This window comes from Limimaricola cinnabarinus LL-001 (assembly GCF_000466965.1).
GTDB classification, from domain to species: domain Bacteria; phylum Pseudomonadota; class Alphaproteobacteria; order Rhodobacterales; family Rhodobacteraceae; genus Limimaricola; species Limimaricola cinnabarinus.
The window spans coordinates 76463-100708 of sequence record NZ_BATB01000004.1 but is presented as its reverse complement, the minus strand read 5'-3'; the positions used below and the strand labels follow the sequence as shown (position 1 = coordinate 100708).

Here is a 24246-nt window from a genome sequence, read left to right as displayed (position 1 = left end):
GGGCGGCGGTGAGTTGTTCAGGCAAGGCGGCCGTGCTTGAGTGCCGTCTCCCGTTCCCGCCAAAGGCCCATCCGCTCCATGTCCGACCCTCTGACCGACACAGACCCGACCGCGCGACCGCTTCCGGTGGTCTGGCTCTTGGGCAAGACGGGCGCCGGGAAATCCTCGCTGGTCCGGGCGCTGACCGGGGTTGACGAGATCGAGCTTGGGTCTGGCTTCGCACCCTGCACGCGCAACGCGGATGTGTTCGATTTTCCCCAAGACCAGCCCTTGATGCGGTTTCTCGACACGCGGGGCTTGGGCGAGGCGGGCTATGACGCCGCCGAGGATCTGGCGCAGTGCGAGGCGCGCAGCCATGCGATTCTCGCCCTCGCAAGACTCGACGATCCGGCGCAGTCGGATCTCGAGGCGGCGCTGCGCGAGGTGCGGCGCCGCAAGCCGAATATCCGGATCATCGTGCTGCACACGGCGGCGGACGAGGTGCCAGACGAACAGACCCGGTTCCGGGCCCGCGCCGCCATGCAGGCCCGGCTCGAGGCAGCGGCGGGTGACCAGCTTCAGGGGCTGGAGATATCGCTCGGGCCGAAGGAGACGCGAGGTCTCGAGGCGCTGTGCGACCTGCTAGGCGAAACCATGCCCGATGTCGCGCTGCTCCTGGGGCAAACTTCGGCGGATGAGCACGGCGACGGTTTCGCGGCGGTGCGCTCGGAGGTGCTGCGTTTTGCCGGAGCGGCGGCGGCGACGGATCTCGCGCCGCTTCTTGGCGTGGTCACGGTACCGGGGCTGCAAGCGGCGATGCTGCAGTCGCTGGCGCGCCATCACAAAGTCGATTGGAGCGGCGCGCGGGCCGCCGAGTTCGCCGCCGCCCTCGGGCTCGGCGCGGCGCTGCGGTTCGGCGCGAGCTATGCGCTGCGGCAGGCGTTCAAGCTGGTGCCGGTCGCGGGGCAGACGCTGGGAGCCGCGGCCGCCGGGGCGGCGAGTTTCGCCGCCACCTATGCCCTTGGCCGCGCCGCGCATCGCTGGCTCGCCGGGGCGGCGGCGGGGACGCCGGTGCCCGAAGCCGAGCTGCGTGCGATCTACCGCGAGGCGCTGGGCCGGGCGGGACGGCGGTGAAACGCCGCCCGCTTGCCCGGATGCGCGGCGCGCTGCTGCGCTGGGACCGACTGCTGATCGCGGTGTCGCTGGCGCTGCCGTTCCTCGTGCCGTTCCTGCTGGGCTTTTTGTGGCTGACCGAACACGAATGGCTGCTGCCCTATCTCGGCGTGTCCATCGCCATCGCGGCGCTGGCCTTCGGGATGCGCTGGCTCGCGCGGCGCCGTCCCGGCGGGGGCGAGGCGCCCTCGATGCTCATGGGCGAGATGAAGGTCGAATCCGACCCGGTCTGGTCCGACACCGAACGCGCGACCTTCCGCGCCGCTCGCGACCGGATCGAACGCGAGACCACCGAGCCTGTGGCCTGGACCGAATTGCCGGATCTCGCGCTTTCGGTGATTGACGATATCGCTAAGGGCATGGGGCAGGCGGACCGCAAGGCGCTCGACTTCACGCTGCCCGAGGCGCTCCTGCTGACCGAGCGCGCCGCGTCGCGCTACCGCGATCACCTGCGCCGCCATGTGCCGTTCTCGGACCGGATCTCGCTGCATACGATCCACTGGATCTGGAAGCATCGCGGGAGGGCGCAGTTGGCGATGGACGCGGCCTTTGCCGGGCACCGGGTGCTGCGTTTCGCGCTCAACCCCGCCAAGGGGGTGCTGCGAGAGGTCGAATGGCTGATGGCGGGCGGCAACTCCTCCTATCTCGGGACGCAGATGATGGGTGTGCTGCAGGCGGTGCTGCTCGAGGAGGTGGCCCATGCCGCCGTGGAGCTCTACTCGGGGCGGCTCAGGTTCTCGGATGCGGAGCTGTTGCAGTTCCAGCTCGACGAAACCCGGGCCGACAAGGCCCGTCTCGCGCAGCCCGACGCGCCGCTGCGCGTGCTGGTGCTGGGACAGGTCAGCGCCGGGAAATCGACGCTGATCAACGCGCTCTTGGGCGAGGAGCGCACCGAGACCGACATGGCGGCCACCACCGAGGGCGTTCTGGCCTATGAGGCGGCGATCGACGGGACGGATTGCGTGCTGCTCGACACCCAAGGCCTCGATGGCACCGTGGCTCGGCAGCGGATGCTTCTCGACGAAATGACGCAGAGCGACATGGTGCTATGGGTGCTGCGCGCCAATCGGCCCGGGCGCGCGGCGGACGTAGCGCTGTACGAGGCCTTCGAGGCGTGGTTCGCCGAGCATTCCGACAGGCGGCGGCCACCGGTGCTACCGGTGGCGACGGCGGTGGACCGGTTGGCCCCGGATTGGCCCTATCCCGAACATCAGATGCCGCGCGAGGTGCGGGACCGGGTGAGCGAGGCGATGGATGCCATTGCGAATGACATGAAGGGCCTGCGCCCGCGTCCCGTCAGCGCCGGAGAGCCCGAATGGAACCTCGACGCGGTGCGTAGCGCATTGTCAGGCGCGGTAAGCGAAGGGCTGTTGGTGCAACGCAACCGCCTGCGCCTCGCCGCCGCGCGCCATGCGCGCTCGGGTGATGCGCAGATCGTGCGGTCGGGGCGCGGGCTGTGGCAGGGGGCAAAACTGGTCGGTGGCAAGCTTCTGGGCCGGTGGGGCGGCAGCGAAAACGCCCGGCCTGAGGCCGGGCGTGGAGAAGAGGCGAAACCGGTGCCTCCCGAGACATCGGGCGATCACTCGCCGTAGGGCACCCAGATGTTCTTGATCTGCGTGGCGCGATGCAGGAAGCCGCGGCCCTGACCGTCCTTGGAGAGCCAGTCGCGCGCGGCACCATCCTCGACCCAGGATTGCTTGAGATTGCCGGCCGAGGCCTCTTCGGTCATCCGGCCGCCATCCTTGGTGCCGAAATACCAGATGCCTGCCACGTCGTCGTGTTCGGCCAGCGTTTTGGCCATCGCGTCGCGCTCGCCCGCGACGATGTTGACGACGCCGCCCGGCAGGTCCGAGGTGTCGAGCACCTGGTAGAGATCGGTCGCTGCCAGCGGATGGCTCTGCGACGGGATCGCGACCACCGCGTTGCCCATGGCGATCGCGGGCAGCACGAGGCTGACGAAGCCCAAGAGCGGCTGGGCCGTGGGACAGGCGATGCCGATCACGCCCAAAGGCTCGTGCATGGCAAGCGTGACATGCGCGCTCTTGGTCTGGTGCACCGCGCCGTCGAACTTGTCGGCCTGCGCCGCGTACCAGAAGGTGCGGCGGATCGCGGTGTCGACCTCGGCCTGCGCCGCCGACTTGCCCGCCCCGAAGGAGACGAGACGTTCGGCGAACTCGCCCGCCCGCGCCGAAAGGTTCTCGGCCAGGTAATAGAGGACCTGCGCGCGGTTGTGGCCCGTGGCCTTGCCCCAGCCCTTGGCCTTGTGCGCCGCCTCGACCGCGTTGCGGATGTCCTTGCGATTGCCCAAGCCCGCGAGGCCCACGGGGCCGTTCGGCCCCGCGACCGGATAGGAATAGCCCGAGTCGGGCCGCGCCTGCTTGCCGCCGATATAGAACTTGGCGGTGCGGTCGATGCGCGCGGCGCTGCCGGGGGCGGCTTCGCCGGGCTGGCCGACCGGGGTGGCCGGGGCCGCCTCGGGCTTGCGCGCCTTGGACTTGGGATGGGTGAGGTAGGCCATCATGCCCTCGCGCCCGCCCTCGCGGCCAAAGCCGCTTTCGCGGTAGCCGCCGAAGCCCGCGCCCGCGTCGAAGACGTTGGTGCAGTTGATCCAGACCACGCCCGCCTTCACCTGCGCCGCGATGTCGAGGCAGAGGTTGACGTTCTCGGACCAGATCGAGGCGGCAAGGCCATAGCGGGTGTTGTTGGCCAGAGCCACCGCGTCTTCGGGGGTGCGGAAGGTGGTCACGGTCGCGACCGGGCCGAAGATCTCCTCGGTCGCCAGCGTCGAGGCGGGCTCCACCTTCATCGCGATGGTCGGCGGAAAGAAGCAGCCCTCGGGCGCCGTACCCTGCACCAGCTCGGCTCCCTCGGCCACGCCCTTCTCGACGAGGCCGCGAATACGCTCGAGCTGCACAGGATGCACGATCGCGCCCATGTCGGTGTTCTTGTCGAGCGGGTCACCGACGCGCAGCTGGCGCATCCGCTTCTCCAGCAGGTCCTCGAAACGCTTCGCCACGCTTTCAGCGACCAGAACCCGCGCGCCGGCGCAGCAGACCTGGCCCGCATTGAACCAGATCGCGTCCGCCACACCTTCGACCGCCGCGTCCAGATCGGCATCGGCGAAGACCACGAAGGGCGACTTGCCGCCCAGCTCAAGCGTCAGCGACTTTCCGGTGCCGGCCGTCTCGCGACGAATGCGGCGGCCCACCTCGGTCGAGCCGGTGAAGGCAATTTTATCCAAACCGTCATGCGCGACGATGGCCGCGCCGGTGCGACCGTCGCCGGTGACAATGTTGAGCACGCCCTTGGGCAGCCCCACCTCGGCCGCGATCTCGGCAAAGGCGAGTGCCGTCAGCGGGGTGTACTCGGCCGGCTTCAGCACCACAGTGTTGCCCGCGGCGAGCGCGGGCGCAACTTTCCATGCGAGCATCAGAAGCGGGAAGTTCCACGGGATGATCTGGCCGCAGACGCCATGTGGTGCTGTGCCCGGAAGCTCGTCCTCCATGATCTCGGCCCAGCCGGCATGGTGGTAGAAGTGGCGCGCCACCAGCGGCACGTCGGCGTCGCGGCTCTCGCGGATCGGCTTGCCGTTGTCGAGGCTTTCGAGCACGGCGAGGAAGCGCGCGTGCTGCTGCACGTGGCGCGCGATGGCGTAGAGATACCTGGCCCGCTCGTGGCCCGGCAGCGACGCCCAGCCCGGTTGGGCCGCGCGGGCGGCGCGCACGGCGGTGTCGACGTCCTCTTCGCTGCCTTGGGTGACCGAGGCCAGAAGCTCGCCCGAGGCGGGGGCGCGCACCTCGAACAGCTCACCGGGCGCGGTGAAGGCACCGTCGATGAAATGGCCGAAACCGGTCTCGTTCGTCTTGAGCCAATCGCGCACGATGGCGCTGTCCTCGGGGGCGGTGCCGTAATCCATGGTCGCGAGAATGTCCGTGATCGTGTTCATGACGCGCTCTCCCTCAGGCCAGCGAATGACGATGGGCGGCGGCGTAGCGCCCGGTGACGTGGTGTTCGAGCTGGCGCTCGATGTCGCCCAGCATGGACGAGGCGCCAAGCCGGAACAGGTCGGGCTGGAGCCAGTCGTTCCCGAGCTCCTCCTTCATCAGGTATTGCCACGCCAGCGCGTCCTTGGTGGATTTCATGCCGCCCGCGGGCTTGAAGCCGACGCGGTGGCCGGTGGCGTCGCCATAGTCGCGCAGCGCGCGGACCATAGTGAGCGAGACGGGCAGGGTGGCGTTGACGCCTTCCTTGCCGGTCGAGGTCTTGATGAAATCGGCGCCCGCCTGCATCGCGACCATCGAGGCCGAGTAGACGTTGCGCAGCGTGGCGATGTCGCCGGTCGCGAGGATCGCCTTGAGATGCGCGTCGCCGCAGGCTCGCGCATCGCCGCGACCTCGTCGTAGAGCGCGGGCCAATCGGCCTTGAGGACGTGCTCGCGGGTGATGACGATGTCGATCTCGTGCGCGCCCTGATCGACGGTCCAGCGGATTTCTTCAAGCCGCAGATGCAGCGGCATCAGGCCGGCGGGAAAGCCGGTGGCGACCGAGGCCACGGGAATGCCGGTGCCGCGCAGGGCCTTCACGGCGTGCGGCACATGGTGGGATAGACGCAGACCGCGCCGGTGGTCAGGCCCATTTCGGCGATACCGAGCCCGTCCATGATGCGCGGCGCGATCGGCTGACGCGCTTGGCGCAAAGCCGCTGCACCCGGCCCTCGGTGTCGTCGCCTGCCAGCGTCGTCAGGTCGATGCAACGGATCGCGTTGACGAGCCAGGCGGCCTGGTGGGTCTTCTTGACCGATCGGCGCGTGGTCAGCGAGGCGGCGCGGCGCTCGGCGGCCGAGCGGTTGACGGCATGGCCCTCGAACATCACCGCGTCGAGCGGCGTGCCGAGGTTGCGGGCGTGGTTCGGAAGGCTCTCGGGCTGGTCTGGCAGCGCGGCTGTGGTCATCGGTCGGGCTCCGGCCATGAAGGTGGACCCGGAATGTCTAACAGATAACGGTGATCTGCCTAGGGCGTCGCGACGGCACCTGTCGAAAGGTCAGGCTGCCTTCGGGCGCTCGGGCGGCTCGACGCCCTTCTTGGCGCAACGCTTCGCATAGGCCTCATCCCAGTGGCGATAACGGCCCATCACCGCCTGCTGGGCCATCACCAGCGTCACGAAGGCGCGCCGGGCCTTCGGTTTCTTTGCCTGCTTCGACAGGGCTTTCTGGTCGCGCGTCATCGAACAGCCGATACAGTGATCGTCACGCTTGAACCTGCACACGCCGATGCAGGGGGAGGGTAGCTTGGCCATCTATTTGGTCAGGATCAGCTTGCCCGCACGGGTGATGCGCAGCGTGTAGCTCTGCCCGTCAAGCTCGATGCGGGCGCGGATGCCGTTGCCGGTCAAGGCGCGGGCGTCATGCACGGGCAACTCGGCCTCTTCGGCGCGGATCGGATGGGGCAGGGTGGTCATGGGCGTCATGGCAAACTCCTCGGTCGCGGATGGCGCGGCTTGCCGCAATCGGGCTGGCGTGCGTCTTCCGAGAAGCTGATGAAATCTGTCGGGTTTGTCAATCGGGCATGATGGCCTCTGCGCCGAAGGGGCCGTCCCTACACCAGCCGAAGGCGTCGCCCCTACGCCGAAAGCGTCTCAAGTGGTGGCAAATCGCCATTCGGTGACCTGTCGAAAGGTCTCTTCCGGAGCGAGGCGGATCGTCGGAAAGGCCGGGTGATGCGGCGCGTCGGGCCAACGCTGCGCCTCGACGGCGAGGCCTGCATAGGGCGCCAGCCCGGCATTGTCGGCGTCGCGCCCGTCATAGACCTGCAGCCCCGGCGCGGTGGTCGCGATGCGCAGCGTGATGCCGCCGGTCAACTCCATCACCTCGCGCAGGTCTACATCCTCCTGCGACAGGCAGAAATTGTAGTCGAGCGGCGGATCGCCGGGCGTCAGGGGGCGCGGCGCGCGGAAATCGCGGCTGCTCCCGGCGCTGGGCGCGATCTCGCCCGTGGGCAGCGATTCGTCGTCGATGGGCAGCCAGTGCTCGGCCGCGACGCGCAACAGCTGGCCTTCGGTCGTGGGCGCGCCGGTCAGGTTCCAGTAGCTGTGATTCACCGGGTTCATCAGCGTCGGCTCGTCGGTGGTGGCGGTCAGTTCCAGCCGCAGCGTCGCGGGTGCGTGCAAGGACCAGCGCGCCACGATCCGTCGATTGCCGGGAAAACCGTCGGCCCCGTCGGGCAGGTCGATCGCCAGCGTCGCGGCGTCGGCGGTTTCCTCGACCACCTCCCAGACCTTGAACTGCGTGCCATGCCGCCCCGAATGCAGGAGCGCGCGGTGGTGGTTGGCGGTAAAGCGGTACTCGGCGCCGTCGATGGTGGCGCGGGCGCCGGCGATGCGGTTGGCGACGGGGCCGACGATGGCGCCGAAATACTTCATCGCCCCGTCGTAATCGGCGAGGTCGTCCGAGCCGAGCGTCAGGTTGTGATCCACTCCGTCGAGCCGCACCGCGCGCAGGATCGAGCCACGCGTCAGCAGGTCGACCGAAAGCCCGCCTCCCGAGAGCGCCAGGCGGTGCACGTCGCGGCCTTGCGCGTCGGTGGCAAAGGGGATCACAGGATCACCTTGTGTTCGGCCTGGCCGGGGGCGTCGGCGCGGGTGCTGAAGGTCCGGCCCGAATCCGGGCCATTCGCGATCTCGGCCTCCGACAGGCCGGCGGTGGCGGAGGTGACGAACATCGTCTTCATGTCTTCGCCGCCAAAGGCCGGGCAGGTGAGTTGCGGCGCGGTGGCGCAGGGGTGATGTGCCACCTCACGGCCACCGCGGTCATAGCCCGTGACGCGGCCCGATCCCCATTGCGCGCTCCAAAGCGTGCCTTGGGCGTCGATCACCGCGCCGTCGGGGTTGTGACCCGATCGCTTGCAATCGACGAAGACCTCGGCCTCGCCCACGGGCCAGCCCTCCTTGTCGGTGCGCTGGCGCATGATCATCCCGGTGGGGGTGTCGGAGTAATGGAAGAACCCGCCCTCGGGTGGAAAGCAGATCGCGTTGGGAATGGTCATGCCGGAGCGGATCTGCCGCAGCTCGCCGCGATAATAGCGGTAGAGCGCGCCCGCGCTCACCTCGCCGTCGATGCCCATGGTCGAGATGTAGAACCCGCCATGCGGATCGGCGCGCCCGTCATTGGAGCGGGTGACCGGGTTCTCGCTGTCGAAGTCGCAGACCGGCTCGCTCCGGCCGGTTTCGAGGTCGAAGGTGACCAGCGCCTTGTTGGTGGCGACCAGCAGCGTGTCGCGGTCGACCCAGCCCGCACAGGAGGGCATGCCCTCGAACGCCCAGTGCCGGCCCGGCGTGTGCAGCCGCCGCCCGAGGATGTCGAACCAGTAGAGCTGTTCGCGCTCGGGATGCCAGAGCGCGCCTTCGCCAAGCACGCAGGAGGTGTCGTCGAAGACCTCGAAAGGGGATCGTTCGCTCATGCGACCGCCTCGTCATAGGCCGCGACGATCTCGCGGGCGCGGGTGGAAACCTCCTCGGTAATGAGGCCCGGGGTATAGAGCGCGGTGCCGAGCCCGAAGCCGTCCGCTCCCGCCCCGATCCAGTCGCCGAAATTCGACGCGCCCGCGCCACCCACGGCGTAGATCGGGACCTCTTTGGGGTAGACCGCGCGCATCGCCTTGAGGCCGTCCGGGCCGATCAGGCTCGCCGGGAACAGCTTGAGCCCCGTGGCCCCGGCGGCAAGCGCCGCGAAGCCCTCGGTCGGGGTCATCACGCCGGGCCAGCTTTCCATGCCCGCCGCGCGCGTGGCGCGGATCACCTCTGCATCGGCATTGGGCGACACGACCAGCGCGCCCCCGGCCGCCTTGAGCTGCGCGACCTGATCGGTGGTCAGCACGGTGCCCGCACCGATGGTCGCGCGGCCTTTGCAGGCTTCGGCCATGGCGCGGATGCTCTCGAACGGGCGCGGCGAATTGAGCGGTACCTCGATCACGGTGATGCCCGTGGCGATCAACGCCTCGGCCACGGCGACGGCGTCCTCGGGCATGATGCCGCGCAAAATGGCGATGAGCGGTCGGGTCATGCGGTGGTCCTTTGCTTCCATGCGGCGATGAGACCCGCCAGCGTCACGGCGGTGCCGTTGGCCTGCGTGGCCGGCGCGCCCTGCGCGCCCAGCGCACGTACATAGAGCGAGCCGAGCCCGCCCGCGCCGATCACGCCGATCTGCTGGCCGAGCCAGTAGGGTTTTGCGGCAGACAGCTCGGCGCCGATCAAGAGCCCGGAGAGCCGCGACCGCGCCGCGGCCCCCGCCGCGCCGTGCAGGATGTCCGAGGCGCGGATCGTGAACAACGCCGACGCCATCCGCTCGGGGCGCGACAGCGTCTCGGCGACGCCCGCGTCGAAGGCGGCCTCGTCCCAGCCCTCGGCCGGGATCGAATGGCGCAGCACCGTATGGGTCGAGAGTGCGGCGAACAACTCTCCGGTCATGAAACTGCGAAAGCTCACCACCTCACCGGCGCTGACATGCGCCCATTTCGAATGGCTGCCGGGCAGGCAGAGCACCCCGTCCCAGCCGGGGTTGAGCGCGAGAAAGCCCGCGATCTGCGTCTCCTCACCGCGCATCACGTCGGCGGGGTCGGGCTGCGACAGACCGGGGATGATCGACACGTCGAGATCGCTCGGCGCGCGCGTCAGCGCAGGCGAGAGCGGCGGGCAGGGAACGCGCGCATAGTCGGCCTCGGTCCAGCCCTGCCGCGCGCCGACCATGCCGCAGGCGATCATCGGCACCGAACCGTGGTCGAGCCAGTCGCCGCACATCGCGCGCAGGGCAGGCTCGAAGCCTTCGGGGCCGAGCTTGCCCATGCCGCTGTCGGAGCCGCGCTCTTCGATCACCGTGCCGTCGGCGGCCATCGCCCAGCCGCGCAGATGCGTCGTGCCCCAGTCTAGGGCAATCCAGTCTGGGCGGCTCATCCCGTCACGCTCACGCCCGCGTCGATCACCAGCATCTGGCTGGTCATCATCCGCGCGGCGTTCGAGGTCAGGAACAGCACGCCGCCCACGAGATCCTCGGGGTGCATCAGTTCGGGCAGGCACTGGCTCTGGCGGTGCTTCTCCACGCCCTCGGGCGTCGCCCAGAGGGTCTTTTGCCGTTCGGTCATCACCCAGCCGGGCGCCACGGCGTTGACGCGGATGCCGCGCCCGCCCCATTCACGCGCGAGGCTGCGGGTCATCCCCATGATCGCGGCGTTGGAGGCGACATAGGCCGACAGGCGCGGTACTCCCATGAGATAACTGCCCGAGGACATGTTGACGATCGCACCGCCGCCCGCCGCCTCCATCATCGGCGCGACCTTCTGGGCGGCGAAAAAATAGGGCTTGAGATTGACCGCGAGGCAGGCGTCCCATTCGGCCTCTGTCAGCGCCTGCGCGTCGTGGCGGGTGTCGTCGGCGGCGTTCGAGACCAGCACCGTGACAGGGCCATGCGTGGTGGCCGCCGTGTCGATCGCGGCCATCAACGCGGGTGTGTCGGTCACGTCGCCTTGCAAGAAGAGCGGGCGGTTGCCGGTGCGGGCCTCCATCTCCTCGACCGTGGCGCTCGCATCGGCGCGGTCATAGAAGGCCACCCGCGCGCCTTGCCGCAAGAACCCCTCGACCAGTGCGGCGCCGATGCCGCTGGCACCGCCTGTCACGAAGACCGACGCTTCCTTGAGGTCGGGATGAATCGCGTCTGCGCCCGTCATCTGGTTCACTCACTGCTGTTTCGCGGTGACGGCAGACTGTCACCCGATCCGCGCCCTTTACAAGAGGTGGGGCCATATTTTGGACGGCGGTTTCACATGTTGGGATCAGTAGCAGAGCACCGTGTCGGCGGCCTGCGCGAGGTCGATCAGCGCGTCGGGCATGGCGAACTCGGCCGCATGGCCTTCGAGCAGCGTCTCGTCATAGCCGCGCGCCTTGGCCGAGAGGCCCGAGACGCGAAACCGGACGCCCATCTCCGAAAGCGCGGTGAGATGCTCCGACAGGCGGCCCGTGCCCTCGCCCTCGATCCCGGCATGGGCGGGGGCGAGCAGGTGCACCCCGTCGCCCGCGAGAAACACGGTCACGTCGTGCCCCTTGCGGGCGGCGGCAAGGGCGACGAGGCAGCCCAGCGTCGCCTTGTTGGCATCGGCGGGGCCGGTGTGGATATGGACGAGAAAGCGAGGCATGGCGGGTCTCCCGGTTGGCCCGCCGATCAAGGTGGCGGGGGTTCAGGAAACCGCCGCCACCCCCTATCGGTCAAGGGCGACCTAGCCTGCGGCCCGGCCCAGTGCGCCATCCACCGCGCCGAGGATCTCGTCGATCGCGGCCTTCCCGGCGATCAGCGCGGGCGCGAACAGGAGCACGTTGTTGAAGCCCGGGACCGAACGGTTGGTGGCACCGATGATCACGCCTTGCTTGAGGCAGTCGGCCACGACCGCCTGCACCAGCTTTTCGGACGCGGGCTCGCGCGTGTCTCGATCCACCACCAGCTCGGCCCCGGCGAAAAGCCCCATGCCGCGCACGTCGCCGATCAGCGCGTGCTTATCCATCAACGCCGACAGCCCGTCATGCAGGTAGGCCCCCATGCGGGTCGAGTTTTCGAGCAGGTTCTCCTCCTCGAGGATCGCGAGGTTCTCCAGCGCCGCGACGGGGCCGGAGGTGCAGCCGCCGAAGGTCGAGATGTCGCGGAAATGCGCCATCGGATCCGAGGCGTCCTTGAACCTCTCGAACACGGCCTCGGTGGTGACGCAGCACGAGATCGCGGCATAACCAGAGGCCACGCCCTTGGCCATGGTGACGATGTCGGGCTGCACCCCGAACTGCTGGTAGCCGAACCACGTGCCGGTGCGCCCCATGCCGCAGACCACCTCGTCGATATGCAGCAGGATGTCGTATTTGCGGCAGATCTCCTGCACCTTCTCCCAATAGCCCTTGGGCGGCACGATGATGCCACCGCCCGCCGTGATCGGCTCGAGGCACAGCGCGCCCACCGTATCGGGACCCTCGCGCAGGATCACCTCCTCGATCGCCTCGGCGGCCCGGACCCCGTATTCCTCGCCCGCGAGCCCGTCCTGCGCGCGGTATTCGAGGCAATGCGGCACCATCACGAATTCAGGAACAAACGGGCCGTATTGCGCGTTACGTTCCAATTGTCCGCCTGCCGAGAGGCAGGCGATGGTGGTGCCGTGGTAATCGCGCTCGCGGTAGAGGATCTTCGACTTGCGACCGCCGTGGTGCTTGTGGCTGATCTGGCGCACCATCTTGAAGGCTTTCTCGTTGGCCTCCGAGCCGGAATTGGCGAAGTAGACGCGGGAAAGCCCCGGCATCTTTCCGATCAGCGCCTCGGCGAAACGTGCGCCGGGCACCGAGCCCTGCGCGCCCGCGAAGTAGCACATCTTCACCAACTGCTCGCGCACCGCGTCGGCGATGCGCGTCCGCCCGTAGCCGACATTGACAGTCCACACGCCGCCCGAAACAGCGTCGAGATGCTCCTTGCCGGTGATGTCCCACACCCGCATGCCGCGCCCCTCGACGATGATGCGCGGATCGGTGGTCTCCAGCGCACGGTGCTGGATCATGTGGTGCCAGACATGGGCCCGGTCGGCCTCGATGACGCGGGCGGGGTCGTTGTGCATCAGGTCTTCCATGGCGGGCCTCGCTGGGGGATGTCGCCCCCACTCTGCGCGGCGCCTGCCGGCGGTCAAGGAAAACCGGATTCGCGGATCGCACAAAATTTACCGTTTGATAAAAAATGAAACCGTGTCAGGCTCGGGGAAACGGAATGCCGCCACGGGGGACGCCACATGCCTGCCCAGCCACAGACCGGACCGGTCGCCGGTCGCTTGCCTGCCGATACGCTGGCACGGAACTTCGCGGACCTGCACTCGCCGCTGAGCGCGCACGAGGCGCGGGTGGCCGCGGATCGCTGCTATTTCTGCCATGATGCGCCTTGCGTCACCGCCTGTCCCACCGAGATCGACATCCCGCTCTTCATCCGCGAGATTCAGGCCGGGCGCCCGGAAACTGCGGCGCGCGAGATTTTCGAGGCGAACATTCTGGGTGGCATGTGCGCCCGGGTCTGCCCGACCGAGGTGCTCTGCGAGGGCGCCTGCGTCCGCGAGGCCGCCGAGGGCAAGCCGGTGCAGATCGGGCTGTTGCAACGCCACGCCACGGACAGCCTGATGGCGCGGCAGGGCCATCCCTTCACCCGCGCAGCCCGCACCGGCAAGCGCGTGGCGGTGGTGGGGGCGGGCCCCGCGGGGCTGTCCTGCGCGCACCGGCTGGCGCGGCACGGGCATGACGTGGTGATCTTCGAGGGTGCGCCGAAACCCGGCGGGCTCAACGAATACGGCATCGCCGCCTACAAGTCGGTCGATGAGTTCGCGGCGCGCGAGGCGGCATGGATCATGGAGATCGGCGGCATCGAACTGCGCCACGGCCAATGGCTCGGAGGCGAGATCACGCTGGAGACGCTTCGGGACGAATATGACGCGGTGTTCCTTGGTATCGGCCTGTCGGGCGTCAACGCGCTGGGCCTCGATGGCCCTAAGGTCGAGGGGATGCACGACGCCGTCACCTTCATCTCGGCGCTGCGCCAGTGCGAGGATCTCTCGACGCTGCCGATCGGCCGCGACGTGGTGGTGATCGGTGGCGGCATGACGGCGATCGACTGCGCGGTGCAGGCCAAGGGGCTGGGGGCCGAGACCGTGACGCTGGTCTATCGCCGCGCGCGGGAGCGCATGGGCGCGAGCCGGTTCGAGCAGGATCTCGCCGCGCAGCGCGGCGTCCGGCTGATCTTCGAAGCCGCGCCCGTGGCGGTCGAGGGTGAGGGACGTCTGAGCGGCGTGGTGTTCGAGCGGATGGGCGAGGGATCCGAGGGGCTGGCGCCCACCGGCGACCGTTTCACCCTGCCGGCGGATCAGATGTTCCGTGCCGTTGGTCAACGCCTCGGCGACGCGAGCGGGTTGAAAACCGTACGTGGAAAAGTTGTGACGCAGGGTAGTGGACGCACCGATATGGACAAGGTCTGGGCCGGTGGAGACTGTGGGGTGGGGGGCGACGACCTGACCGTTACGGCTGTGGCGCAGGGTCGGGATGCCGCCGAAGACATTCACGGCACACTGACGGATTAATAAAATGGCATTCACGGGCATTTTCATTCTGCCGCTTCCGGTCGACGATCAGGACCGCGCGCTGGCCTTCTACCGCGACAGGATCGGCATGGAGGTCGCGCTCGACGCCGATCTCGACGACGACTGGCGCATGATCATGATGAAGCTGCCCGACACCCAGACCAAGATCCAGTTCGCGCGCCGCCAGGAGGTCCGCTACTCCGAGGAGGTGCCGGCGCTCTATCTGGAATGCGCCGATGTCGATGCCGAGACCGAGCGTTTGAAGGGCGAGGGGGTGCGCTTTCTGATGAACCCCACCGAGCTTCCCTGGAGCGATACCGAGCGCTTCGCGATGTTCCTCGACAGCGAGGGCAACACCGTCGTGATACACGCCACACCACCGGAAGGATGATGAGATGGCCGACCTGACCACCCGGTTCCTGGGCATCGAGAGCCCCAACCCGTTCTGGCTCGCCTCGGCGCCGCCTACGGACAAGGAATACAACGTCCGCCGTGCCTTCGAGGCCGGTTGGGGCGGGGTGGTCTGGAAGACCCTCGGGGCCGAGGGGCCGCCGGTGGTCAACGTCAACGGCCCGCGCTACGGCGCCATCTACGGCGCCGATCGGCGGCTTCTGGGCCTCAACAACATCGAGCTGATCACCGACCGCGACCTCGAGACCAATCTCGAGGAGATGGCGCGGGTCAAGGCCGACTATCCCGACCGGGCCCTGATCGCCTCGATCATGGTGCCCTGCGAAGAGGCGGCGTGGAAGGCGATTCTGCCACGGGTCGAGGAAACGAACGCGGACGGCATCGAGCTCAACTTCGGCTGTCCGCATGGCATGAGCGAACGCGGCATGGGCGCGGCGGTCGGGCAGGTCCCCGAATACATCGAGATGGTCGCGCGCTGGTGCAAGCAGTATTACGACCGGCCCGTCATCGTGAAGCTGACGCCGAACATCACCGATGTGCGCAAGCCCGCCGAGGCGGCGCGGCGCGGTGGGGCCGACGCGGTGAGCCTGATCAACACGATCAACTCGATCACCAGCGTCAATCTCGACAGTTTCAGCCCCGAGCCCTCGATCGACGGCAAGGGCAGCCATGGCGGCTATTGCGGCCCGGCGGTCAAGCCGATCGCGCTGTCGATGGTCTCCGAGATCGCGCGGCACGAGGCGACGCGCGGGATGCCGATCTCGGGCATTGGCGGTGTCACCACATGGCGCGACGCGGCCGAGTTCATGGTGCTGGGCGCGGGCAACGTGCAGGTCTGCACCGCCGCCATGACCTATGGCTTTCGCATCGTCGAGGAGATGTGCGCGGGGCTGTCGGACTGGATGGACGAGAAGGGCTACCGCTCGACCGCCGATTTCGTCGGAAAGGCCGTGCTCAACGTCACCGATTGGAAGAACCTCAACCTCAACTACGTCGCCAAGGCGAAGATCGATCAGGATCTCTGCATCAAGTGCGGCCGCTGCTATGCCGCCTGCGAGGACACCAGCCATCAGGCGATCGCTATGACGCCGGACCGAATGTTCGAGGTGATCGACGCGGAATGCGTGGCCTGCAACCTGTGCGTCGATGTCTGTCCGGTGGAGAACTGCATCGACATGGTGCCGATGTCGGCGGGCAGCGTCGATCCGCGCACCGGCCGGGTCGTCTCGCCCGATCACGCCGATTGGACCACCCACCCCAACAACCCGATGGCACAGGCGGCCGAGTAGGGCCGTCGCTGTCCATCATGCGCGGCATGGGGCACCCCGCCGGGGCGCGGGCAAGGCGCCTGCGAGAATGGGGCAACGGATCAGGGCGCCGCGCGCGGCAGTTCCAGCACCGCGCCCATGACCCGCTCGAGCCAGGCTTCGGCGGCGGGATAGGGATCGGTGCCGCCCATGATGGTGCGCACCTGCACGTCGAAATCGGCATAATGCTGCGTCAGCGCCCAGACCGAGAAAATCAGGTGATGGGGATCGACCGGCCCGATCCGGCCTGTTTCCGACCACGCTGCGATCACCGCGGCCTTCTCGTCGACCAATGATTTCAGCTCACCCTCGATCACGGGACGCGCGCGCGGCGCGCCTTGCAGGATCTCGTTGGCGAAGAGCCGGCTTTCGCGTGGGTGATGGCGGCTCATGTCGAGCTTGCGCCGCATGTACCGCAGGATCTCCTCGCGCGGCTCGCCCTCCGGGTCCATTTCGCGCAGGGGTGCCAGCCACAAATCCATCAAATCCTCGAGGATCGCGAGGTGCAGCGCCTCCTTGGAGCGGAAATAGTAGAGCAGGTTGGGTTTGGACAGGCCGGCCGTCTGCGCGATCCGGTCGAGCGTCGCGCCGCGAAACCCGCGCGAGGCGAAGACCTCCAAGGCCGCTTCGAGAATGGTGGCCCTGTTGCGGGCCTGTATGCGCGTGCGCGGGGGGTTGTCGGTCATGTATGGTCCTGTGGAACGGGCAACCCGACCCGGCGCCGCCCCGTTTCGCAGCGTTTCGTAATCGATGCGAGGCGAAGGGCACGCGATCCTTGACTGGTTTCGGGACTTTGATAGCGTGAATTTTACCGGGTGGTCAAATCGAAGTCGCAGGCCCCCCCCGAGACCCGCAGCGCGTCAAGGAGACCCACATGTCCGCACCCGGTGAGAACCTCAGGATCGACGGCGCGCGGCTCTGGAGCAGCCTGATGGAGATGGCCCGCATCGGCCCCGGCGTGGCGGGCGGCAACAACCGCCAAGCCTCACCGATGCTGATGCCGAAGGGCGCAAGTTGTTCGCAGAGTGGTGCGCGGCTTCGGGAATGTCGATGGGCGTCGATGCCATGGGGTCGATGTTCGCGCGGCGCGAGGGGCGGGACCCTGATGCGCTGCCGGTCTATGTGGGCTCGCATCTCGACACCCAGCCGACGGGCGGCAAGTATGACGGTGTGCTCGGCGTGCTCGGTGGTCTGGAGATCATCCGTACGCTCGACGACATGGCCATCGAAACCCGCCGTCCGATCGTCGTGGTGAACTGGACCAACGAGGAGGGCACGCGTTTCGCTCCCGCGATGCTGGCCTCTGGCGTCCATGCCGGGCAACACGATCTCGACTGGGCCTATGCGCGCGAGGACGCGGAGGGAAAGCGTTTTGGCGACGAGCTTGAGCGGATCGGCTGGAAGGGCAATGAGGAGGTCGGCGCACGGCGGATGCATGCGCTGTTCGAGCTGCATATCGAGCAGGGGCCGATCCTCGAAGCCGAGAGCAAGGAGATCGGCGTCGTCACTCATGGGCAGGGGCTGTGGTGGCTGGAGATCCGACTCACCGGCAAGGAGAGCCATACAGGCTCCACGCCGATGCACATGCGCGTCAATGCCGGGCTCGGCATGGCGCGGATCACCGAGGCCGTGCACCGCATCGCCATGGAGCACCAGCCCGACGCGGTGGGGGCCGTGGGACAGGCCAATGTCTGGCCCAACTCGCGCAACGTGATCCCCGGCCGCGCGGTGTTCACCGTCGACATCCGCTCGCCTGAACAGGCCAAGCTCGACGCGATGCGCGCGGCGGTCGAGGCCGAGGCCGAGCGGATCGCTCGGGAACTGGGTCTTGGGATCGAGATCGAGCCGGTGGGCCATTTCGATCCCGTCACCTTCGATCCGGAGTGCGTCGCCATGGTGCGCGCCGCCGCCGAGCGGCTGGGCCATGCGCATCGCGACATCGTCTCTGGCGCGGGGCACGACGCCTGCTGGGTCGCAGGCGTCGCGCCCACGGCGATGGTGATGTGTCCCTGCAAGGACGGGCTGAGCCACAATGAGGCCGAGGACATCACGCAGGACTGGGCCACCAAGGGCACCGATGTGCTTTTGCACGCGGTGATCGAGGCGGCGGAAGTGGTATCGTGAAGTCATCCCGGCGCATAGGGGGCTTGACCTGCCCCCCATCCAGCCTCTCTGGATCGGGAAGCCGAATTTTCCAGGAGAGACCGATGCCGAGAATGTCCAGACTGTTGCCCGCGCTGGCGCTGCTGCCGCTGCTTACCGCGTGCGAGGAGGTCGGTACCATGGCCGTCGAGCAACCCGCGCCGGTCTTCCCCGCGCCTGCGCCTGCACCCGTGCCTGCCCCGGCCCCCACGCCGGCGGCGCAGCCTTCTGCGCGCCTTTCGACGCCGGCCCCGGTTGCGACCGCTCCGATTTCCAACTCCGCGCCGTCCGTCACCGAGGCCGCTGTCGCACCGCGACCGGCAGCCGGCGCCGTGGTCGCCTCATCGCCGCAGGAAAACGTCTCGGCACCGCCGGTGGTGCTGGGGGCCCTGTTGCCCGGAACCCCTCCCTCGGCCGTGTTCCAGAACGGCGACGGCTGCTACCTGTTCTCGATCGAACGCACCGAGCCGCTGAGCGGCTACCCGGTGCGCGATTCCAGCGGCACGCCGCTGTGCGAAAACGACGACGGCACGGTGGGACCGCGCCCGTCGAGCTGATCCGGGCAACGGGGGCGATGTCGGCCGGTTTCGCGCCGCCGCCCCCTTCGGCCCGCCACCTCCTTCGAGCCGGGGCGCGTCATCGCGCCCCGGGACGCGCCACGGCCCCCATGCGAGGGGCCGGGCCATGGCAGAGAGGGAAACGGCATGGGCTCCACGGTCATCAGGAACGGCACGATCGTCACGGCGGATCTGACCTACGAGGCGGACCTGCTGATCGAGGGCGGTCGCATCGCCGCGATCGGCAAGGGGCTCGCGGGAGACGAGACGCTCGATGCGACGGGCTGCTACGTGATGCCCGGCGGCATCGACCCGCACACGCATCTGGAGATGCCCTTCATGGGCACCCATTCCACGGATGATTTCGGCTCGGGCACCCGCGCGGCACTGGCGGGTGGCACGACGATGGTGGTCGATTTCGCCCTGCCGAGCCCCGGTCAGAGCCTGCTCGACGCGCTGAAGGTCTGGCACAACAAGTCGGGGCAGGCGGCCTGCGACTACTCCTACCACATGGCGATCACCTGGTGGGATCGGCAGGTCTTCGACGAGATGGAGGCTGTGGTGCGCGACCACGGCATCACCACCTTCAAGCATTTCATGGCCTACAAGGGTGCCTTGATGGTCAATGATGACGAGCTCTTCGCGAGCTTCCGCCGCTGCGCAGAGCTGGGGGCGATCCCGATGGTGCATGCCGAGAACGGCGACGTGGTGGCCGAGTTGCAGGCCAAGCTTCTGGCCGAGGGCAACACCGGCCCCGAGGCGCATGCCTATTCGCGACCCTCATCCGTCGAGGGCGAGGCGACCAATCGGGCGATCATGATCGCCGATATGGCAGGCGTCCCGCTCTATGTCGTGCACGTCTCCTGCGAGGAAGCGCACGAGGCGATCCGGCGGGCCAAGATGAACGGCAAGCGGGTCTGGGGCGAACCGCTGATTCAGCACCTGATTCTCGACGAGGGCGAATACGCCCACCCCGATTGGGACCACGCCGCGCGCCGGGTGATGAGCCCGCCCTTCCGCGACAAGAAGCATCAAGACAGCCTCTGGGCCGGTCTCGCCTCGGGCACGCTCTCGGTCGTGGCCACCGATCACTGCGCCTTCACCACCGAGCAGAAGCGCAACGGCGTGGGTGACTTCACCAAGATCCCCAACGGCACCGGCGGGCTCGAGGACCGGATGCCGCTTCTGTGGACGCATGGCGTGAACACCGGCCGGATCACCATGAACGAGTTCGTGGCCGTCACCTCGACCAACAGCGCCAAGATCCTCGGCTGCTACCCGAAGAAGGGCGCGATCCTCGTCGGAGCCGATGCCGACATTGTCGTGTGGGATCCGCAGAAGGAAAAGGCCATCACAGCTTCGATGCAGGCCTCGGCGATCGACTACAACGTCTTCGAGGGCCAGCGGGTCAAGGGCCTGCCGCGCTATGTATTGAGCCGCGGTCATGTCTCGCTGCGCGACGGCGCGCTGGATGCGCATGAGGGCCACGGCGCATTCGTCGCGCGTGAATCACAGGGCCCGGTGAACCGCGCGCTGTCCTCGTGGAAGGCGCTGACCGCGCCGCGCCCGGTCGAACGTTCGGGCATCCCGGCGAGCGGGGTGTGAGAATGGCGGGGCGGGGGGCGTGCCGATGATGAACGCGCCGATCCCCCAGACCGTCATCTCGGCGCGCGGCGTCGACCTCACCTTCGACACCAATGACGGGTCGGTGCATGCGCTCAGGAGCGTGGATCTCGACATCGGCAAGGGCGAATTCGTCTCCTTCATCGGGCCTTCGGGCTGCGGCAAAACCACCTTCCTGCGGGTGGTCGCCGCGCTGGAGACGCCGACGGCGGGAACGGTGTCGGTCAACGGCATGACCCCGGACGAGGCCCGGCGTGCGCGCGCATATGGCTATGTATTCCAAGCAGCGGGGCTCTATCCATGGCGCACGATCGGCGGCAACATCGCGCTACCGCTCGAGATCATGGGTTTCGATCGCGCCGAGCGGACGCGGCGGGTGCGCGAGGTGATGCAGTTGGTGGAACTGAGCGGCTTCGAAAAGAAGTATCCCTGGCAGCTGTCGGGCGGCATGCAGCAGCGCGCGAGCATCGCCCGCGCGCTGGCCTTCGATGCCGAGATCCTGCTCATGGACGAACCCTTCGGCGCGCTCGACGAGATCGTGCGCGACCGGCTCAACGAGGAACTTCTCAGGCTCTGGGCCGCGACCGGCAAGACCACGCTCTTCGTGACCCACTCAATCCCCGAGGCGGTATATCTCTCCACGAAGATCGTGGTGATGAGCCCGCGTCCCGGCCGGATCACCGATGTGATCGACAGCCCGCTGCCGCGCGAGCGTCCGCTCGAGATTCGCGACAGCCCCGAATTCATCGAGATCGCGCATCGGGTGCGCGAGGGGCTTAGGGCCGGTCATGCCGAGCACTAGGAAAAGCCCCCCGGCCACACGGGCCGAGGGACCCTTGGCGGGGTGACTTCACACACGGTCATCGGCCCTCCAGCCTGTACCGTGCGCTCAGGAAAGCAGCTGATGATTACTTTACTCTTACAACACTCGTGTCGAACCGGTCCCGATGTCCCGGCGGCGGTCCGGTGTGAAAGGGTGCGGTTCGAGTATTTGAGGAATGAAGTCACACGGGTGCGCGCATGAGCCGATACGGACCGCTCCTCCTGCTCGTCGCGGCGCTCTTTGCGTTGTGGTACGCCGCCGCCGTACCGATGAACATCCGCGAGGCGCTCAGCGCCGCGGAGCGCAACGGCGTGGTGGTCGAACCCGCCACCGCGATCGAGCGGCGCGACGCGAACGCTCTGGGGCTGGTCGCGGCCAACCTGGCGCAGATCCCGGCCGCTTGGGCGCAGGACCGGCCCCGGCTGCCGGCGCCGCATCAGATCGTGGGCGAGCTGTGGCAGAGCGTGGTGATGGAGGAGATCGAGGGGCAGCGCGGGCTGCTGAAATCCGGAAGCCTGTCGAATCGCGGCCTCCTGCTGCACGTTTGGATCACCTTGTCGGCCACCGCGCTGGGCTTTGTCATCGGCACCGTGGCAGGGGTCCTGCTGGCCGTCGGCATCGTCCATTCGCGCACCATGGAACGTTCGGTGATGCCTTGGGCCATCGTCAGCCAGACCGTGCCGATCGTGGCGCTGGCGCCGATGATTGTCGTGGTGCTCTATTCGGTCGGGCTGCAGGGGCTGCTGCCCAAGGCCATCATCTCTGCCTATCTGTCCTTCTTCCCGGTGGTGGTCGGCATGGTGAAGGGGCTGCGCGCGCCTGACGCGATGCAGACCGACCTGATGCGCACATGGGACGCCTCCGGCTGGCAGGTGTTGACGCGGCTGAGGCTGCCCGCCTCGATGCCCTATCTCTTCGCATCGCTGAAGATCGCGGTGGCCGCCGCCCTCGTTGGTGCCATCGTCGGTGAGCTTCCGGTGCAGGGCGGGGGGCTTGGCGCGCGGATGCTGGCGGGGAGCTATTATGGCCAGACCGCGCAGATCTGGGCCGCGCTGTTGCTGGCGGCGGCGCTGGCGGCCGGGCTCGTCGCGGCAATCGGCGGTGCACAACGGCTGGCGTTGCGGCGCATGGGAGGGGCGGCATGAGCGCGGCGATCCTCGCGCTGGCCCTGTGGCTCGGGCTCTGGGCGCTCAATGTCTGGCTTGCCACGGGACCGCTGTCGAACCGGATCTGGGCCCGCATGGCGGTGCCCCTGCTGTTCGGGATCACCATCCTGATCCTGTGGGAGATCGCGGTGCGCGCGCTGCAGGTGCCGCTGGTCATCCTGCCGCCGCCGAGCCAGATCGGCGCGCGCTTCGCCGAAAGCCTGCCGCTGCTCTGGGGTGATTTCGTGCAGACGATCCTGCGCGGCGCGCTCTCGGGCTATGCGATCGGCTGCGGGGCGGCCTTCCTCACCGCGATCGCCGTCGACCGTTTCGTGTTCCTGCAGCGCGGGTTGCTGCCACTGGCGAGCTTCATGGCCGCGCTGCCGATCGTCGGCACCGCGCCGATCCTGGTGATGTGGTTCGGCTTCGACTGGCAGTCCAAGGCCGCCGTGGTGGTGGTCATGGTGTTCTTTCCGATGCTGGTGAACACAGTGGCGGGCCTCGCCGAGACCTCTGCCATGCAGCGCGACCTGATGAAAAGCTGGGGCGCGGGCTACTGGTCGGGGCTGGTGAAGCTGCGTCTTCCGGCGGCGATGCCCTTCATCTTCAACGGGCTCAAGATCTGCACCACGCTGGCGCTGATCGGGGCCATCGTGGCCGAGTTCTTCGGCTCGCCGACGCTGGGCCTCGGGTTTCGGATCACCACCTCGGTGGGGCAGCTCGCGCTCGACATGGTCTGGGCCGCGATCCTCGTCGCGGCGCTGGCGGGCACCGGCTTTTACGGGCTGGTGGCGCTTATCGAACGGGGGGTGACCTTCTGGCATCCTTCGCAACGCGGATAACCTACAGAGCCCGCGAACCGGGCCATCAACAGCAATCGGAGGTCGACTAGGATGAAACGGATGATGATGGCCGCGGCAGCGGCAGGCGCGCTGATGGCGGGAACGATGCCCGCCATGGCGCAGGACCTCGACGAGGTCCGGCTGCAGCTGCAATGGGTCACGCAGGCGCAGTTCGCGGGCTACTACGTGGCGCTCGAGGAGGGGTTCTACGAGGAGGAAGGCCTCGACGTCGAGATCCTGCCCGGAGGCCCCGACATCGCGCCTCCGCAGGTGCTTGCCGGCGGTGGGGCCGACGTGATGCTCAACTGGATGCCTTCGGCGCTGGCCGCGCGCGAAAAGGGGCTGCCGGTGGTGAACATCGCCCAGCCCTTCGCCAGCTCGGGGCTGATGCTCACCTGCTGGAAGGACACGGGCATCACCGGACCGCAGGACTTCAAGGGCAAGACCATCGGCGTCTGGTTCTTCGGCAACGAATATCCGTTCCTGAGCTGGATGAGCCAGGAGGGCATCCCGACCGAGGGCGGCGAGGAGGGCGTGACGGTTCTCAAGCAGGGCTTCAACGTCGACCCGCTGATCCAGCGGCAGGCCGACTGCATCTCGACCATGACCTACAACGAATACGGCCAGGTGCTCGACGCGGGCATCTCCGAGGACGAGCTCGTTACCTTCAAATACGAGGACATGGGCGTGGCCACGCTCGAGGACGGGATGTGGGTGCTTGAGGAGAACCTCGAAGACCCAGAGTTCGTCGACAAGATGACCCGCTTCGTGCGCGCCTCGATGAAGGGGTGGAAATGGGCGGAGACGAACCCCGAAGAGGCCGCGATGATCGTGCTCGACAATGATGAAACCGGCGCGCAGACAGAGGCGCATCAGGTGCGGATGATGGGCGAGATAGCCAAGCTGACCGAGGGGTCGGACGGCAGCCTCGACGAGGCCGCCTATCAGCGCACGGTCGACACGCTGCTTGCCGGGGGCTCGGATCCGGTGATCTCGCAGGTACCGGATGGTGCATGGACCTCCCGGATCACCGACGAAGCGCTGAAGTAACATGACGGGCGGGGCCCTCAGGGGCCCCGCCGTTTCCCCGGTTCTGGTCAGTCTCGGAACTCTTCGCTAGA

At 68.0% G+C, this 24246-nt stretch carries 22 protein-coding genes and 2 pseudogenes; 12 read left to right on the top strand and 12 right to left on the bottom strand.

Annotated elements, in window-relative coordinates:
* Positions 1-78 precede the first annotated feature (78 nt).
* The gene (locus tag MBELCI_RS02975; protein WP_021692665.1) at positions 79-1113 is read left to right on the top strand and encodes a GTPase; all 1035 of its coding nucleotides are present in this window, start codon (positions 79-81) and stop codon (positions 1111-1113) included.
* Complete coding sequence (locus tag MBELCI_RS02970) at positions 1110-2744, top strand: GTPase family protein (RefSeq protein WP_021692664.1); 1635 nt, start codon at positions 1110-1112, stop codon at positions 2742-2744. Before MBELCI_RS02975 ends, MBELCI_RS02970 begins: the two co-directional genes overlap by 4 nt.
* Here the strand turns inward: MBELCI_RS02970 and MBELCI_RS02965 are convergent.
* The 11 genes and pseudogenes from MBELCI_RS02965 to MBELCI_RS02920 all read right to left on the bottom strand — a co-directional run bounded on the left by MBELCI_RS02965 (position 2732) and on the right by MBELCI_RS02920 (position 12790).
* The gene (locus tag MBELCI_RS02965; protein WP_021692663.1) at positions 2732-5098 is read right to left on the bottom strand and encodes an aldehyde dehydrogenase family protein; all 2367 of its coding nucleotides are present in this window, start codon (positions 5096-5098) and stop codon (positions 2732-2734) included. The two genes, MBELCI_RS02970 and MBELCI_RS02965, sit on opposite strands and share 13 nt — an antisense overlap.
* 13 nt (positions 5099-5111) lie before the next feature.
* A pseudogene (gene deoC, locus MBELCI_RS02960) lies at positions 5112-6101 on the bottom strand (deoxyribose-phosphate aldolase).
* Between the two features lie 90 nt (positions 6102-6191).
* On the bottom strand, positions 6192-6446 hold the full coding sequence (locus MBELCI_RS02955) for a DUF1289 domain-containing protein (RefSeq protein WP_045319618.1): 255 nt from the start codon (positions 6444-6446) through the stop codon (positions 6192-6194).
* Positions 6447-6608, bottom strand: a complete 162-nt coding sequence (gene hemP, locus MBELCI_RS19745) for a hemin uptake protein HemP (RefSeq protein WP_081698471.1) — start codon at positions 6606-6608, stop codon at positions 6447-6449. It lies immediately after the preceding gene.
* Positions 6609-6785: 177 nt separating this feature from the next.
* Positions 6786-7745: an aldose epimerase family protein gene (locus MBELCI_RS02950; protein WP_021692659.1), complete on the bottom strand. Its 960-nt coding sequence runs from the start codon at positions 7743-7745 to the stop codon at positions 6786-6788.
* On the bottom strand, positions 7742-8605 hold the full coding sequence (locus tag MBELCI_RS02945; protein ID WP_021692658.1) for an SMP-30/gluconolactonase/LRE family protein: 864 nt from the start codon (positions 8603-8605) through the stop codon (positions 7742-7744). Before MBELCI_RS02945 ends, MBELCI_RS02950 begins: the two co-directional genes overlap by 4 nt.
* On the bottom strand, positions 8602-9207 hold the full coding sequence (locus MBELCI_RS02940) for a 2-dehydro-3-deoxy-6-phosphogalactonate aldolase (RefSeq protein ID WP_021692657.1): 606 nt from the start codon (positions 9205-9207) through the stop codon (positions 8602-8604). Before MBELCI_RS02940 ends, MBELCI_RS02945 begins: the two co-directional genes overlap by 4 nt.
* Positions 9204-10094: a 2-dehydro-3-deoxygalactonokinase gene (locus tag MBELCI_RS02935; RefSeq protein WP_021692656.1), complete on the bottom strand. Its 891-nt coding sequence runs from the start codon at positions 10092-10094 to the stop codon at positions 9204-9206. Before MBELCI_RS02935 ends, MBELCI_RS02940 begins: the two co-directional genes overlap by 4 nt.
* A complete protein-coding gene (locus MBELCI_RS02930) occupies positions 10091-10864 on the bottom strand; it encodes an SDR family NAD(P)-dependent oxidoreductase (RefSeq protein WP_021692655.1) in 774 nt (257 codons plus the stop codon). The genes MBELCI_RS02935 and MBELCI_RS02930 overlap by 4 nt, the downstream gene beginning before the upstream one ends.
* A 105-nt stretch (positions 10865-10969) precedes the next feature.
* On the bottom strand, positions 10970-11329 hold the full coding sequence (locus MBELCI_RS02925; RefSeq protein ID WP_021692654.1) for a DsrE family protein: 360 nt from the start codon (positions 11327-11329) through the stop codon (positions 10970-10972).
* A gap of 81 nt (positions 11330-11410) precedes the next feature.
* On the bottom strand, positions 11411-12790 hold the full coding sequence (locus tag MBELCI_RS02920; RefSeq protein ID WP_045319617.1) for an aminotransferase family protein: 1380 nt from the start codon (positions 12788-12790) through the stop codon (positions 11411-11413).
* 156 nt (positions 12791-12946) lie between these two features.
* Here MBELCI_RS02920 and MBELCI_RS02915 point away from each other — a divergent pair, with 156 nt between their 5' ends.
* Genes MBELCI_RS02915 through preA form a run of 3 tightly spaced genes read left to right on the top strand, consistent with a single transcriptional unit; the run spans position 12947 to position 15975 of the window.
* Positions 12947-14275, top strand: coding sequence for an NAD(P)-dependent oxidoreductase (locus tag MBELCI_RS02915; protein WP_045319616.1), 1329 nt, complete (start codon positions 12947-12949; stop codon positions 14273-14275).
* A 4-nt stretch (positions 14276-14279) separates the two neighbouring features.
* Positions 14280-14666: a VOC family protein gene (locus tag MBELCI_RS02910; RefSeq protein ID WP_021692649.1), complete on the top strand. Its 387-nt coding sequence runs from the start codon at positions 14280-14282 to the stop codon at positions 14664-14666.
* Positions 14667-14670: 4 nt separating this feature from the next.
* Positions 14671-15975: an NAD-dependent dihydropyrimidine dehydrogenase subunit PreA gene (preA, locus tag MBELCI_RS02905; RefSeq protein ID WP_021692648.1), complete on the top strand. Its 1305-nt coding sequence runs from the start codon at positions 14671-14673 to the stop codon at positions 15973-15975.
* Positions 15976-16055: 80 nt separating this feature from the next.
* On the opposite strand, the gene MBELCI_RS02900 is transcribed toward preA, so the two are convergent.
* Positions 16056-16679: a TetR family transcriptional regulator C-terminal domain-containing protein gene (locus tag MBELCI_RS02900; protein ID WP_021692647.1), complete on the bottom strand. Its 624-nt coding sequence runs from the start codon at positions 16677-16679 to the stop codon at positions 16056-16058.
* Positions 16680-16867: 188 nt separating this feature from the next.
* On the opposite strand from MBELCI_RS02900, the pseudogene MBELCI_RS02895 reads away from it, so the two are divergent.
* From MBELCI_RS02895 to MBELCI_RS02860, 7 genes and pseudogenes are all read left to right on the top strand, one after another.
* Positions 16868-18117: pseudogene (locus MBELCI_RS02895) on the top strand (Zn-dependent hydrolase).
* A 92-nt stretch (positions 18118-18209) separates the two neighbouring features.
* A complete protein-coding gene (locus MBELCI_RS20335) occupies positions 18210-18692 on the top strand; it encodes a hypothetical protein (protein ID WP_110546301.1) in 483 nt (160 codons plus the stop codon).
* Between the two features lie 147 nt (positions 18693-18839).
* The gene (gene hydA, locus MBELCI_RS02880; RefSeq protein WP_021692644.1) at positions 18840-20297 is read left to right on the top strand and encodes a dihydropyrimidinase; all 1458 of its coding nucleotides are present in this window, start codon (positions 18840-18842) and stop codon (positions 20295-20297) included.
* Between the two features lie 25 nt (positions 20298-20322).
* A complete protein-coding gene (locus MBELCI_RS02875) occupies positions 20323-21117 on the top strand; it encodes an ABC transporter ATP-binding protein (protein ID WP_110546299.1) in 795 nt (264 codons plus the stop codon).
* 218 nt (positions 21118-21335) lie between these two features.
* Positions 21336-22283, top strand: a complete 948-nt coding sequence (locus MBELCI_RS02870) for an ABC transporter permease (protein ID WP_021692642.1) — start codon at positions 21336-21338, stop codon at positions 22281-22283.
* Positions 22280-23125, top strand: coding sequence for an ABC transporter permease (locus tag MBELCI_RS02865; RefSeq protein ID WP_021692641.1), 846 nt, complete (start codon positions 22280-22282; stop codon positions 23123-23125). The genes MBELCI_RS02870 and MBELCI_RS02865 overlap by 4 nt, the downstream gene beginning before the upstream one ends.
* 51 nt (positions 23126-23176) lie before the next feature.
* Positions 23177-24175 carry an ABC transporter substrate-binding protein gene (locus MBELCI_RS02860; protein WP_021692640.1) on the top strand — a complete coding sequence of 333 codons (999 nt, stop codon included), beginning with the start codon at positions 23177-23179 and terminating at the stop codon, positions 24173-24175.
* Positions 24176-24246 lie beyond the last annotated feature (71 nt).